The sequence below is a fragment of the Pseudomonas sp. NPDC089996 genome (assembly GCF_044748405.1).
Classification (GTDB): domain Bacteria; phylum Pseudomonadota; class Gammaproteobacteria; order Pseudomonadales; family Pseudomonadaceae; genus Aquipseudomonas.
Map to the genome: position 1 here is coordinate 12,124 of NZ_JBIVGA010000022.1, position 13,726 is coordinate 25,849.

The following is a 13,726-nucleotide window of genomic DNA, read 5'->3' on the forward strand; positions in this document are numbered from 1 at the left end:
GGTTATTCCTGTGCTTGAGTGGAACCTCGAGTGATCAGCTGTGCCTTGAAATCGATGCGTCGAGGCGCGTCATTGCCGCCGCGCAGGCGTTCGAGCAGGCACTCGAAAGCGGCCACGCCGATACGCTCGGTGGGCTGGGCCAGTGCGGTGATGCCGCTACCGACCAAGGGGTACCAGTCCAGTTCATCGAGGGCGATCAGGCCCACTTCGCTGAACAGTTTGCAGCCTGAATCGTGCAGTACCCGGGTAACCGCCAAGGTGGCCACGCCGTTGAAGGTGAAGATCGCCTGTGGGCCGTGGCCCTTGCTGGCCAGGAAGGCGCCGAGCTTGGCCGGCAAACCCGCATCGACTTCCAGCAGTTGTTGGCGCATGCCATTGCGGTTGCTGATCGACGCGGTAAAGGCCTGCACCCGCTCCAGGCGCGAGCTGGTGCCATCCAGCGGTTCGGTAACCGCGAGAATATCGCGGTAGCCCCGCGCCTGCAGGTGGTCCAAGGCCTGCTCGATGGCATCGGCGTTGTCCAGGCCGACCAGGTCGACCTTGAGCTCCGGCAGCTGCCGGTCGACCAGCACCATGGGAATGTCGCGCCGCAGATTGAGCAGTTCGCCAGGGTGGCGGCCAAGGGTGTTCACGATCAGCCCTTCGACGTTGTAGGACTGCAGGGCCGTGAGGTGATGGCGCTCCTGCTCGTCGTCGCGGTTGGTGTTGCACACCACCAGGCTGTAGCCGTGCTGGCGGCAGGCGGTTTCCACGCCATGCATCACGGCCACTGAGTAGGGGTTGAGGATATCGGCCACGAGCATGCCGATCAGGCGTGTCTGACCACGCTTGAGGCCGCGCGCCATCTGATTGGGCCGGTAGCCCAGGCGCTCGATGACCTCTTCCAGGCGCTTGGCGGTGGCGTCCGCCAGCAGCTGTCGATCGCCGCCGATGTAGCGCGAGACCGTGGCCTTGGACACCCCGGCCACACGTGCCACTTCGCTGATGGTGACCCGCTCGCGGGCGCTGGAGGGTGAATCGGTCATTGCGAGTCCCTTGTGATTGTTGTCGGTGACACTGAATGAAACCGGTTTCAATACAGCAGAACTTCAGGCACTCGTCAACCTGTAGGAGCGGCCTTGTGTCGCGAAAGGGCCGCGCAGCGGCCCCGGCAAAGTCAGCTTTTGCACCGCAATCCTGGGGCTGCTTCGCACCCCTTCCGCGACACAAGGCCGCTCCTGCAAGGGATAGGTTGGGGTTAACGGAGGGTTTTCACATCACTGGCGCTCACGGCACTGCCCTGGTTGCCCCAGCTGTTGCGAATGAAGTTCACCACATCCGCCACTTCCTGGTCACTCAAGCGCCAGCCGAACGCCGGCATGGTGAAGTTCGACGGCGCCGCATGGGTCGCCGGCACCGTGCCGCCCGCCAACACCACATGGATCAGCGAGGTGGCATCGTCCGTCTGCACCACAGGGTTGCCCGCCAGCGCCGGGAACACCCGGGTATAGCCGTGGCCATCGGTACGGTGGCAGGCCGCGCAGTTGTCGATGTACACCGACGCACCCGGCTTGCTGTCGTCGCCCTGCCACAGGGCCTCGGCCACCTGCTTGTCGTACACGTGCGGCTTGTCGTTCGGGTTGCTCGGCGGCAGCGTCTTCAGGTAGCGGGCGATGGCGCTCAGGTCGGCATCGCTCAGGTGCTGCATGCTGTGCTCGACCACATCGCTCATGCCACCGAACACCGCGCTGCGATCGCTACGCCCGGTCTTGAGGAACTGCACCAACTGCGCCTCGCTCCAACTGCCCAGGCCATCCTTGTGATCGCCACGCAGGTTTTTGGCGATCCAGCCTTCGAGCGGCGCACTGCCGGCCAGGAACTGCTCGCCATCGGCCGGGCTCAGCGCCTGTTCCTGCATGGTCAGGGCGCGCGGGGTGTGGCAGGCACCACAATGCCCAAGGCCCTCGACCAGGTACGCGCCGCGGCTGACCACCGGGTCCGCGCCCGCTGGGGCCTGCCAGGCCCGCACGTCAGGGGCGAACAGCCCGCGCCAGATCGACAGTGGCCAGCGCATGCTCAACGGCCACGGGATGTCGGTCGGCTTGTTGGGCTGGGCGACCGGCGCGACGCCTTGCATGAAGTACGCGTACAGCGCCTGCATGTCGTCGTCGCTGACCCGTGCGTAGGACGGGTACGGCATGGCCGGGTACAAGGTGCTGCCGTCTTTGCCGATGCCTTTGCGCACGGCCTGGTCAAAGTCGGTGAAACTGTACTGGCCGATGCCGCTGGCGTGCGGCGTGATGTTGGTGGAGTACACCGTGCCGATCGGGGTTTCCATCGGCAGCCCGCCAGCGAAGGGTTTGCCGCCCTTGGCGGTATGGCAGGCCACGCAGTCACCGGCGCGGGCCAGGTACTCGCCCTTCTTCACCAGGGCCTCGTCGGCGTGGGCTGGCGCAGCAGCGCCCAGCAGCAGAGTTGCGATCAACAGGTTCTTCATGTGCATCGCTCCTCAAGCCTGGACCAGTGGGCCGGGGTTTTTCAGGTACTGCTCGCGGATCGCCCGGGCCGACCAGTAGGTCAGCGCGGCGACCAGGCCCGTGGGGTTGTAGCCCAGGCCCTGGGGGAACGCCGAGGCACCGGGGACGAACACGTTGTGCACATCCCAGCTCTGCAGGTAGCGATTCAAAGCGCTTGTCTTCGGGTCTGTGCCCATGATCGCGCCACCGTTGAGGTGGGTGGTCTGGTAGCTGGCGGTGTTGAAGTGTTCCTTGACCTTCTTGCCGAGCATGGCGATGGACTTGGGGTTCATCGCCTGGGCGATCTTGCTCAGCTTGTCGACCATGAACTGGTTCATCCTGATGTCGTTCTCCTGCCAGTCGAAGGTCATGCGCAACAGGGGCTGGCCGTAGGCATCGCGGTAGGTCGGGTCGAGGTCGAGGTAGTTGCTGCGGTACGACTGGTGCGCGCCGTGGGCGTCCATCGACACCTGGTGGGTGTAGTAGTCAGCAGTGGCCTTCTTCCAGGCGCTGCCCCAGGCCGGCGTGCCTGGCGGGTTGGCGACCCCGGCGATCGGCCGGCTGCCGGCCTGGTTGACCCACATCGGCGAGCCGCCGACGAAGCCGTGCGGCCCGTGGTCGAAGTTGTCGGCGTTGAAATCGTCGATGGCCACGCCGTTGCCGCCGGCACCGATGAAGTTGTTGGTGTAGGTGTCCTTATCGAAGAACGCCTTGACCGTGCCCATGTTCTGGTAGGCGAAGTTGCGCCCGACCACGCCTTCGTTCTTGACCGGGTCATAGGGCTTGCCGATGCCGGACAGCAGCATCAGGCGCACATTGTTGAACTGGAAGGCGGCGAGGATGACAATATCCGCCGGCTGCTCCACTTCACGGCCCTGGGCGTCGATGTAGGTCACGCCGGTGGCCTTGCGCTTGCTGTCGTCAAGGTTGACCCGCAACACATGGGCGTTGGCGCGCAGCTCGAAGTTCGGCACCTGGCGCAGCGCCGGCAGGATGTTCACGTTCGGCGAGGCCTTGGAGTACATGTAGCAGACGTAGCCGCTGCAGAACCCGCAAAAGTTGCACGGCCCCATCTGAGCGCCGTAAGGGTTGGTGTACGGCCCGGAGGTGTTGGCCGACGGCAGGTTGTACGGTTTGTAGCCGAGGCTGGCGGCGGCTCTTGCGAACAGCTTGGCCGACACCACGTTCTTCTGCGATTCCAGCGGGAACGGGTTGGAGCGGTCAGGTGCATAGGGGTTGCCGCCCTTCCCTTCGCCCACCCGCTTGCCGTTGACGGTCCAGGCCTGGCCCGAGGTGCCGAACACTTTCTCGGCGAAGTCGAAATGGGGTTCCAGTTCCTCGTAGCTGACGCCAAAGTCCTGGATGGTCATGCCTTCGGGGATGAAGCGCTTGCCGTAGCGTTCCTCGTAGTGGCTGCGCATGCGCAGCTCCATCGGGTCGACCCGAAAGTGCACGCCCGACCAGTGCAGGCCCGCGCCACCCACGCCCTTGCCCGGCAGGAAGGCGCCGAGCTGGCGGTTGGGCAGCGCGACGTCGTTGACGCTGTGGCGGATGGTGACGGTCTCTTTCGACACATCGACGAACAGCTTCTTGCGCACGCTGTAGGTCAGCTCGTCGATCACCTGCGGGTAGCTGCCGTCCGGGTAGGTGTCCTGCATCGGCCCGCGTTCCAGCGCCACCACCTGCAGCCCGGCTTCGGTGAGTTCCTTGGCCATGATCGCGCCGGCCCAGCCGAAGCCGACAATCACTGCGTCGACTTTCTTCATTGCGTTGGCCATGCCTTACGCCCTCTCGCCACGAATCGAAACCGCCGGGAACGGGTAAGGCTCGTTGCGCTCGACCCAGTCCATGAAATCTGCCCGGGCGCCCGGGAAGCCGATCTGCGTCCAGCCGACCATACCTTTGTTGCCGCCGTGAATCGGGTCGCAGAAGAAGCCCTCGCGAGTGTTCTGCACCAGCAGGCTGAAGAACACCTTGGCCGGCAACTGCTCGAAAACGACCTCTCCGGTTTCGATCTTGCCGAGAATCCTGTCTCGGGTAGCGCTATCTTGCTCGGCAAAGGTTTTACCGCTGGCGTTCTTGCACCAGGCCTCCGTGGCCGCGATGCCCAGGCGGTAGATCTGTTGCGGGCTGAGTTGCAGCTGGTAGCCGAGCTCGGGGGCGGCATCGGCCTTGAACGGGCCTTGCATGTACCACTGGGCGCCGGTGGCGTACGGGGTGTTCATCTGGCGGTCGATGAACTCGGCGGCGCCCGCTTCCAGCGCGCCCGGGCCGAGTTCGTCGGCGGGGATGATGCGCGACACGGCCGCTTGCACGAAGGCCCATTCTTCGGCGGTGAAGAAGGTCGGCTGATAGTTGCCAGCCGGCGGCGTGGCCGGCACCTTGGGTTCGCGCACGGGTTCAGCCAGCAGCTGGCTGGCACCGAGGCCGGTACTGGCGACAGTAACTACCGGGATCAACGTCAACGTCTTGCGCAGGAAGTCCCGGCGCGGGTTGTCGGGGGCGTGGTCAGGCATTTGGGGTCCTCATCAGCATTGGGGCGGCCTTGGATTGCGCCATCTGGTGTCCGGTCGGGCCGGAAAAGCCGCGTAATCTAGCGGGTTTGGACATCTTTTGAAACCGGTTTCATGCCCTGCGACATTTAGTGCCTTGACACCCCGCTTTGTAGGAGCGGCCTTGTGTCGCGAAAGGGCTGCGCAGCAGCCCCAGTATTTCAGCGCTGGCGCATAAATCGCTGGGGCTGCTGCGCAGCCCTTTCGCGACACAAGGCCGCTCCCACAGTAATTGCATCAGCCTGACCAGGAGCGACAACGCTAGAAGTCGAAGGTGTATCCCACGATCACCCGGTTCTCGTCCGCCGCATCGGCAAAGTTCGAGCGCATGCTCGCGTTGCGCCAGCGTAGCGACAGATTCCTGAACGTCCCCGATTGCACCACATAGGTGATATCCGTGGTCCGCTCCCACTCCTCGCCCTCACCACCCCGTGCCTCGAGCGCCCTGCCCTTGCTCGTGGCGATACGCTGCGGGTCGACCTGATCACCCTTCACGTAGCGCACGTTGAACGTCAGCCCCGGGATGCCCAGGGCGGCAAAGTTGAAGTCATAGCGCAACATCCACGCACGCTCGTTGGCCAGAGCGAAGGTGCTGACCTGCTGCTCGCTGAACAGGTAGGTATCGGTGCCGCCCACATAGGCATAGGCGGTATCGCCGCTGACCTTCTGGTAGCCGCCGCTGAACGTGTGGCCGTGCAGGCTGTAGCCGAAGTTGGTGCTCAAGGTGCGGTTGTCGACTTCCCCCAGCAATGCCCTGCCCTGTTCCCGGGCGTTGAACCAGCGCCACTCGGTGAACGCCTCACCCGGCCCCACGGCGATGCGGTACTTGAAACCCGCGAAATCACGGCGGAACAGGTCTTCGAGTGCGCTGGTGTGCAGGCTCACGGTCAGGTTCTTCAGCGGCTGGTAATCCGCTGCGGCGTAATACAGGCGGTCACTGCTCTGCGTCGCTGAATAGGCACCCTGTTGTGCCATCGCCGTCAGGTCTTCGAAATTGGTGGAGTCCCGCAGCGTGGTGGCATCAACCTGCAAGGCGGTAAAGGTGAAATCGTCAAGATCCTTGCTGACCACCTGCGCCCCGTTGAACCACTGCGGGAACAGCCGGCTGTAGTTCGACGCCAGCAGCGGCAGCTGTGGGCTCAGCCCGCCGACCTGCAACTCGGTGCGCGAGAGTTTTGCCTTGAACGTGGCAATTGCTTTGCTGTAGTCGTCCACCGCGCGCTTGTCGCTGCCTCGCGGCAACAGCCCGGTGCCGCTGCGGTCGGGCGATGAGTCGAGCTTGATGCCCAGCATGCCGGCGGCATCCAGACCGAAGCCGACAACCCCGTCGGTATAACCCGACTGCCACTTCAGCATGAAACCCTGGGCCCATTCGCCGCGCCGCGACTGGCTGGCAGTATCACCATGGAAGTCGCGGTCGAAATAGAAGTTGCGCAGCTCCAGGCTGCCCTTGCCATCGTCGACAAAGCCTGCCTGGGCTGCCTGGCACGCGCAGCCAAGCGCCGCGAGCATCAGCGATGCCCGCCGGGAGAGGGAAATGTTCATGGTTACGCCTTGTTGTTGTTCTTGTTGGAAAGCGTTGCTGTTCAGGCTTTGGGGTTTCTGACGTAGCGCATCACCACCAGGCAGGCGATCAGGATCAACGGGGCGATCGACAGCATGCCCATATAGCTGCTGCCGGTGAGGTCGTTGATCTTGCCGACCATCACCGGCGCGACGATGCCGCTCAGCTGGCCGACCGAGTTGATCGCCGCCGTGCCGGTGGCGATGGCCAGGCCCGAGAAGGTCGACTGCGGAATGGTCCAGAAGATCGGGATGGCGATGAAGGTGCCCGCCGTGGCCAGCACCAGCGCCGCCATCATCGCCCAGGACGAGTCCGCGTTCAGGCAGGCCAGCAGGTAGCCCAGCGCAGCGGCCAGCAGGCAGTACACCAGGTAACGCTTGCGCTCCCCGGTGCGGTCCGAGCGCCGGGTCAGCAGTACCATGCCGATGCAGGCCACCGCGTAAGGCAGTGCCGACAGCACGCCGACCCAGAGCATGTCCTGCACACCGGACGACTTGATCAGGTGCGGCATCCAGAAATTCAAGCCGTAGGAAGCGGTTTTCACTACGTAGTAGACGAACGCCATGATCGCCACTTCACGGGTCAGCAGTACCCGCCAGATCGACCCGAGCACCGGCTTCTGCACACGCCTGTCCTGGGCCAGGTTCTCTACCAGCAGGTCTTTCTCCTGGCGGCTCAGCCACCTGGCCGACTCGATGTCGCGGTCCAGCTTCCACAGCACCAGCCCGCCCAGCAGCACGCAGGGCAACCCCGACATCAGGAACAGCCAGTGCCAGCCGGCCAGGCCCAGCACACCGTCCATGGTCCCCAGCAGGAAGCCCGCCGCCGGCCCGCCCACCGCGCCGGCCAGGGGCACGGCGAGGAACCACAGGCCGTTCATCTTCGCCAGGTGCTTGCGGGGGAACCAGCAGGCCAGGTAGAAGAGGATCGCCGGCCCGAACCCGGCCTCCATCACGCCGATCAGAAAGCGCAGGAAATACAGCGTGTACTGGGTGTAGGCGAACACCAGCGCCGCGGTGGCCAGGCCCCACGACACCATGATCCGGCAGATCCAGGCCGGCGCCCCGTAGCGTTTCAGGCCCAGGCTGCTCGGCACCTCGAACAGCACGTAGCCGATGAAGAACATGCTCGCCGCCAGGCCATAGGCGGCGTCGCTCAGGCCCAGCTCAGCCTGCATCTGGGTCTTGGCGAAGCTGATGTTGATACGGTCGAAGTAGGAAAACAGAAAGCAGATGATGGCCAGCGGCATGATGCGCCAGGCCACGCGGCGGTACAGCAGAAGTTCATCGATGTGGCTGTCGGCGCGCTCGCGCGCCACTTCGCCAGTCATGGCAACCATGGTGGATCTCCATTCTTGTAATTATCGGAGAGCGGCGGTGCCTCGGCTGGGCACCGCTGGCAAGGTGTCAGGCAATGCGCACGAGCTTGTCCCTGAAGGCCTGGCCCTTGCGCACGTACTCGGCGGCATTGGCCTGCATGCCGGCGATGGCTTCAGGGCTCAGCTCGCGCACCACCTTGGCCGGCGCGCCGAGGATCAGCGAGTTGTCGGGGAACACCTTGCCTTCGGTGACGATGGCGCCGGCGCCGACCAGGCAGTTGCGGCCGATCACCGCACCATTGAGCACCACAGCCTGGATCCCGACCAGCGCGCCATCGCCAATGCTGCAGCCGTGCAGCATGGCCTGGTGGCCGATGGTGACATTGCGGCCCACGCTCAAGGCAAAGCCCGGGTCGGCATGCAGCACGGCACCTTCCTGCACGTTGCTGTGCTGGCCGATACGGATCGGTGCGTTGTCACCGCGCAGCACCGCCTGCGGCCACACGCTCGCGCCCTGTGCCAGGGTGACGTCGCCAATCACCGTGGCGTCTTCGGCAATGAAGGTTTCCGGGTGAATGTCCGGCGTCAGCGTGTCGTATCGATAGATCGCCATTCAGTACGCTCCCAGGGCCTGATCGTCGGTTTTCAGCACGCCGGCTGCACACAGCTCGGCAATGTGTTCGTCGCTGTAGCCCAGCTCGCGCATCACCTTGTGCGTGTGTTCGCCAATCCGTGGGATCGGCCGGCGCGGCTGCAGGCGCTGGCCGTCCAGCGACAGCGGCAGCAACGGCATCGGCGTGCTGCTGCCATCTTCGAGCTGCAGGTCTGCCATGCCACCGCTCTGGGTCAGGTGCGGGTCGTCGAACAGCTCTTCCGGACGGCGGATGGGCGCGAAAGGAATGCCGTTGGCCTCCAGCTCCACCGCCAGTTGCCCGGCATCGAGGTTGCCGAACACCTCAGCCAGGTGCGCCAGCAGCCGCGGGCGCTGCAGCACCCTGTCATTGTTGCTGGCCAGCGTCGGGTCATCGAGCAAGGCGGTCTGGCCCAGCAACTGGCACAGCGCATGCCACTGGCCTTCCCCGGTGGCAGCGACGAACATCTGCTCGCCGCCGGCGAAGGTGAACACGTCGTAGATGGCCCAGGCGCTGATGCGGTTGGGCATCGGCGCCGCCGCCTGGCCGGTCACCACGTACTGCTGCATGTGCTGGGCCGCCAGCAGTACGCAGTTTTCGTACAGCGCGCTCTGCACCTCGCGGCCGATGCCCGTGCCGTTACGCTCGTTGAGTGCGGCCAGCACACCAATGGCGCCGAACATGCCGCCCATGATGTCGTTCACCGAACTGCCGGCCCGCAGCGGCCGACCAACAGGCCCGGTCATGTAGGCCAGCCCGGCCATCATCTGCACCACTTCGTCCAGGGCCAGGCGGTTGTCGTACGGGCCACTGAGGAAGCCCTTGTGCGAGGCGTAGATCAGCCGCGGGTTGCGCTGGCGCAACGTGGCGTAGTCGAAGCCCAGCGTTTGCATGCGCCCGGGCTTGAAGTTCTCGATGAACACGTCGGCGGTGTCGATCAGCTGCAGCACCGCTGCGCGCCCTTCGTCCGTGTCGACATCGATGGCGATGCACTGCTTGTTGCGATTGAAGGTGCGGAAGAAGCCCGCCCCCGCACCAAGCAGACGGCGGGTACCGTCACCACGAGTGGGCTCGATCTTGATCACTTCGGCGCCCAGGTCGCCAAGGATCATGCCGCAGGTGGGGCCCATGACCATGTGCGAGATTTCGACGACACGAATGCCGTCCAACGGGAGTCTGGACATCATGCGATTCCTGGGTAGTTGAGCGGCAGCCCGGCACGGGCGATGGCACCGTAAAGCGGTTCATCCGGCAAGGCCTCACGCAGCAGCTGGCGCGAGGCAATCAGTGCCGGCAGGTCGATACCGGTGTCCAGGCCCATGCTGTGCAGCATGAACACCAGGTCTTCGGTCACCGTGTTGCCCGATGCGCCCGGCGCGAACGGGCAACCGCCAAGGCCGGCGAGCGATGCATCCAGCTCGCGAATGCCTTGCTGAACCGCCACCAGGCTGTTGGCCAGGGCCAAGCCACGGGTGTCGTGGAAGTGCGCGGCGCGCAGGCGCTCGCCGGCAATGGCACGCACGGCCTGGATCACCGTGGCCACCTGGCCGGGGTTGGCGTAACCGGTGGTGTCGCCCAGCGAAACCAGGTCGCAGCCCGCCTCGATCACCTGACGGGTCAGCTCGCACAGGTCACTCAGTGGTACATCACCCTGGCGGGTGCAGCCAAAGGCCACCGACATGCCGGCGATCATCTGCACCTCGTGACGCCCCAGCTCGCTGCGCAGCTGGCACATGCGCCCCAGCTCCTCGACCATCTCTTGCGGTGTGCGGCGCACGTTGGCCAGGCTGTGGGCGGTGCTGACCGAAACCGGCGCGACGATGCGATGGGCACCGGACTCCAGCGCATCCTGCGCACCCCGCAGGTTGGGCGCCAGCACCGTCACCAGCAGGTCGGGGTACGTCAGCGCGTGGGCCACCACCTGCCTGGCGTCGGCCATCTGCGGCAGCAGGCGGGCCGGCACGAACGAGGCGACTTCCATGTGGCGCACGCCGGCGGCATAAGCGCTGTCGATCCAGCGCAGCTTGGCGGCAGTCGGCATTACCGTGTGCAGGCTTTGCAGGCCATCACGCATGCCGACTTCATTGATCGTTATTGTTGTCATCGGGCTCTCTCTGTGTGAAGCGTGGAGCCAGACTAAGAGCAGGACGACAGGCAGAAAAGACGTGTTTCACGGGCTGATCCATCGTCAGCCGCGATGGATCAATCGCGGGTTTGCCAGGCCGGTGCGCGCAGCAGCAAATGGTCGAGCAGGCGACGGGCAGACAGGCTCAAGGCATGGCGGTCGCGCATGCAGATCACGAACTCGCCCAGTGCCCAGTCATCGGTCAGCGGGATCACCCGCAAGTCGAACAACTGCGCATAGCGCGCCACCGCTTCCTGCGGGAACACCGCCAGGCCCAGGCCGAACTGCACCAGGCGGTAGGCCGCATCGAACGACGACACGTAGGAGCGAAAGCGCAGTTCCTTGCCGGCCGCCTCGGCGCTGTTGCGCATGAAGGTATTGAGCGTGGCGAATGCCGACAGGCCCAGGTGCTCATAATCCAGCGTTTCTTCGAAGGCGATGCTGCCACGCCCGGCCAATGGGTGATCGGCGCCAACTACCACGGCCAGGTGATCCTGCCGGTACGGCACGAATTCCAACTCGCCGACGGCCATCGACTTGCGGCAGATGCCCAAGTCGGCACTGCCTTCCGCTACCCCACGCACCACGTCCGGGCTGAAACGCTCTTCGATGTCGGCCTGGATCAGCGGGTTGTCGAGCATGAACGACGACAGCTCCTCAGGCAGGAACTCCATGATCGACGACACGTTGGCCAGCACGCGCACATGCCCGCGCGCGCCTTCGGCGTACTCGCTCAGTTCGCTGTCCAGGCGCTCCATGGCCCGGGTCAGGCTGCGGGCATGGCGCAACAGCGCAAGGCCCGCTGGTGTCGGCTCGACGCCGCGCTTGCTGCGTTTGAGCAGCGCTGTGCCGAAGCGCGCTTCGATGTCCGAGATGCGCTTGCTGACCGCCGACGGCGCCATGAATGCCCGCTCGCTGGCACGGGCGATGGTGCCGGCTTCGCAGACCACGATGAACAGGTGCAACGACAGGTGATCGAGGGGTTGCATGGCGGTACCCGTTGCGCAAATGGCAGCCATCCTAGCACCTGCCGGGCCCATAAGGCCGTATCATGGCCCCTCGACTTCAGAGGCCCGCCATGTTCGATTGGGAAGACCTGCGCCATTTCTCCGCCTTCATCAGTAGCGGTTCGCTGTCGGCTGCAGCCAGGCAACTGGGTGTCGACCATGCCACCGTGGCCCGGCGCATCGCCGCGCTGGAGGCCGCCTTGAACCTCAAGCTGGTCGACCGCCGCCCCAGGGCTTACGCATTGACCGATGAAGGCCGCCGCGTAGGCGAATATGCCGAACAGATGACCCAGTCGTCGTTCGCCCTGGAGCACTTTGCCAATGCCGGCCAGCAGCAGGTCGACGGCGAAGTGGTGCTGGCCGCCCCGCCCGCGCTGCTCGGCAGCATCATTGCCCGGCACCTGGGGGCGCTGTTGCAGCGCTACCCACAATTGCACCTGAAGCTGGTCGGCAGCAAGTCGCGTGCCTCGCTGGCCCGCCGCGAGGCCGACATCAGCATCACCCTGGCCAGGCCCACCGAGCCGACGCTGGTCGCCAGCCTGCTGGGGTATCTGGATTACCGGTTGTACGCAGCGCCCGGCTACCTGGGCAGCACTGGCACGCCACGCTACATCGGCTACGACGAATCCCAGGCCAGGTCGCCGCAGCAGCAGTGGCTGCTCAGCCAGACCGGCAACCCGCCTTTCGTGTTGCAGAGCAACGACCTGCGCATCCAGGCCCAGGCGGCTGCCGGCGGGGTGGGCATCGCCTGCCTGCCGGCGTTCATGGCGCAGGAGCATGGCCTGGAAGTCGTCGGCGAGGACGAGCAGACCATGAGCATCGAGATCTGGCTGGCCGTGCACGAGGATGTACGCAACACCCCCCGCATCAAGGCCGTCACCGACTTCCTGCAACAACAGGTCAAGCCGCTGCTTCGCTTGTGAATTTATGCAGATTGCGCCTGCACCGATTCGGGATTTTCGCAAGCTGCCATCACCGCTAAGCTTCCCCGCATCGCACAACCGATCACTAGGGAGCCACGGATGCAATACGTCAAACTGGGCAACACCGGCCTGGACATCTCGAAACTGTGCCTGGGCTGCATGACCTTCGGCGAACCGGACGCCGGCACTCACCCCTGGACCCTCGGCGAAGCCGACAGCCGCCCGATCATTCGCCACGCCGTCGAGCAAGGCATCAACTTCTTCGACACCGCCAACAGCTACTCGGCCGGCACTTCGGAAATCATCCTCGGCAAGCTGCTCAGGGAGTGCACCCGCCGCGACGAGACGGTGATCGCCACCAAGGTGTTCTTCCCCGCCAACATGTGGGAAGGCAGCACCCGCCCCAATGAACAGGGCCTGTCACGCAAGGCGATCATGGCCAACATCGACGCCAGCCTGACACGCCTGGGCACCGACTATGTCGACCTGTACCAGATCCACCGCTGGGATTACCACACGCCCATCGAAGAGACCATGGAGGCCCTGCACGACGTGGTCAAGGCCGGCAAGGCGCGCTACATCGGCGCGTCGTCGATGTATGCCTGGCAGTTCGCCAAGGCCCAGCAGGTGGCGGCCAGCCACGGCTGGAGCCGCTTCGTGTCGATGCAGAACTACCTCAACCTGATCTACCGCGAGGAAGAGCGCGAGATGATCCCGCTGTGCCTGGACCAGGGCGTCGGCCTGATGCCCTGGAGCCCGATGGCCCGCGGCCGGCTGACCCGCCCCCATGGCCAGCAGACCGCGCGTACCCGTAGCGACATTTCCGGGCAGTCGTTCTACGAGAAGACCGAAGTGGAAGATGGCCGGGTGATCGATGTGGTCGAGCAGATTGCTGGCGAACGCGGTGTGCCGATGGCCCAGGTGGCACTGGCCTGGGTACTGGGCAAGCGCGGCGTGTCGGCGCCGATTGTCGGGGCTTCGAAGGTGGCGCAGCTGGATGATGCGATTGCCGCGTTGGCGTTCCAGCTGAGTAATGAGGAAAAGGCCCGGCTGGAAGCGCCCTACGTGCCGCATGCAGTGACAGGCTTCAAGTAAGCCTGCACCGGCCTC

12 protein-coding genes are annotated in these 13,726 nt (G+C 64.9%); 2 read left to right on the plus strand and 10 right to left on the minus strand.

What is annotated here, in order from left to right:
- Window positions 1-2: 2 nt before the first annotated feature.
- From ACIPW4_RS25395 to ACIPW4_RS25440, 10 genes are all read right to left on the minus strand, one after another.
- Window positions 3-1,025: a LacI family DNA-binding transcriptional regulator gene (locus tag ACIPW4_RS25395; protein WP_400662924.1), complete on the minus strand. Its 1,023-nt coding sequence runs from the start codon at window positions 1,023-1,025 to the stop codon at window positions 3-5.
- A gap of 212 nt (window positions 1,026-1,237) precedes the next feature.
- Window positions 1,238-2,476 carry a c-type cytochrome gene (locus ACIPW4_RS25400; RefSeq protein ID WP_400662925.1) on the minus strand — a complete coding sequence of 413 codons (1,239 nt, stop codon included), beginning with the start codon at window positions 2,474-2,476 and terminating at the stop codon, window positions 1,238-1,240.
- A gap of 12 nt (window positions 2,477-2,488) precedes the next feature.
- A complete protein-coding gene (locus ACIPW4_RS25405) occupies window positions 2,489-4,273 on the minus strand; it encodes a GMC family oxidoreductase (RefSeq protein ID WP_400662928.1) in 1,785 nt (594 codons plus the stop codon).
- A gap of 3 nt (window positions 4,274-4,276) precedes the next feature.
- On the minus strand, window positions 4,277-5,011 hold the full coding sequence (locus ACIPW4_RS25410; protein ID WP_400662930.1) for a gluconate 2-dehydrogenase subunit 3 family protein: 735 nt from the start codon (window positions 5,009-5,011) through the stop codon (window positions 4,277-4,279).
- 297 nt (window positions 5,012-5,308) lie between these two features.
- On the minus strand, window positions 5,309-6,592 hold the full coding sequence (locus tag ACIPW4_RS25415) for an OprD family porin (RefSeq protein WP_400662933.1): 1,284 nt from the start codon (window positions 6,590-6,592) through the stop codon (window positions 5,309-5,311).
- A 41-nt stretch (window positions 6,593-6,633) separates the two neighbouring features.
- Window positions 6,634-7,950 carry an MFS transporter gene (locus ACIPW4_RS25420; protein ID WP_400662935.1) on the minus strand — a complete coding sequence of 439 codons (1,317 nt, stop codon included), beginning with the start codon at window positions 7,948-7,950 and terminating at the stop codon, window positions 6,634-6,636.
- Window positions 7,951-8,017: 67 nt separating this feature from the next.
- The gene (locus ACIPW4_RS25425) at window positions 8,018-8,542 is read right to left on the minus strand and encodes a gamma carbonic anhydrase family protein (RefSeq protein ID WP_400662938.1); all 525 of its coding nucleotides are present in this window, start codon (window positions 8,540-8,542) and stop codon (window positions 8,018-8,020) included.
- Entirely contained in the window at window positions 8,543-9,745 is a 1,203-nt protein-coding gene (locus ACIPW4_RS25430) for a CaiB/BaiF CoA transferase family protein (RefSeq protein WP_400662941.1), read from the minus strand.
- The gene (locus ACIPW4_RS25435) at window positions 9,745-10,665 is read right to left on the minus strand and encodes a hydroxymethylglutaryl-CoA lyase (protein WP_400662943.1); all 921 of its coding nucleotides are present in this window, start codon (window positions 10,663-10,665) and stop codon (window positions 9,745-9,747) included. Before ACIPW4_RS25435 ends, ACIPW4_RS25430 begins: the two co-directional genes overlap by 1 nt.
- Before the next feature lie 98 nt (window positions 10,666-10,763).
- Window positions 10,764-11,675, minus strand: a complete 912-nt coding sequence (locus ACIPW4_RS25440; RefSeq protein WP_400662946.1) for a LysR family transcriptional regulator — start codon at window positions 11,673-11,675, stop codon at window positions 10,764-10,766.
- A gap of 89 nt (window positions 11,676-11,764) precedes the next feature.
- On the opposite strand from ACIPW4_RS25440, the gene ACIPW4_RS25445 reads away from it, so the two are divergent.
- Both ACIPW4_RS25445 and ACIPW4_RS25450 read left to right on the plus strand, forming a co-directional pair.
- Window positions 11,765-12,616 carry a LysR family transcriptional regulator gene (locus ACIPW4_RS25445; protein ID WP_400662949.1) on the plus strand — a complete coding sequence of 284 codons (852 nt, stop codon included), beginning with the start codon at window positions 11,765-11,767 and terminating at the stop codon, window positions 12,614-12,616.
- A gap of 99 nt (window positions 12,617-12,715) precedes the next feature.
- Window positions 12,716-13,711, plus strand: a complete 996-nt coding sequence (locus ACIPW4_RS25450) for an aldo/keto reductase (protein ID WP_400662952.1) — start codon at window positions 12,716-12,718, stop codon at window positions 13,709-13,711.
- The last annotated feature ends 15 nt before the right edge of the window (window positions 13,712-13,726 follow it).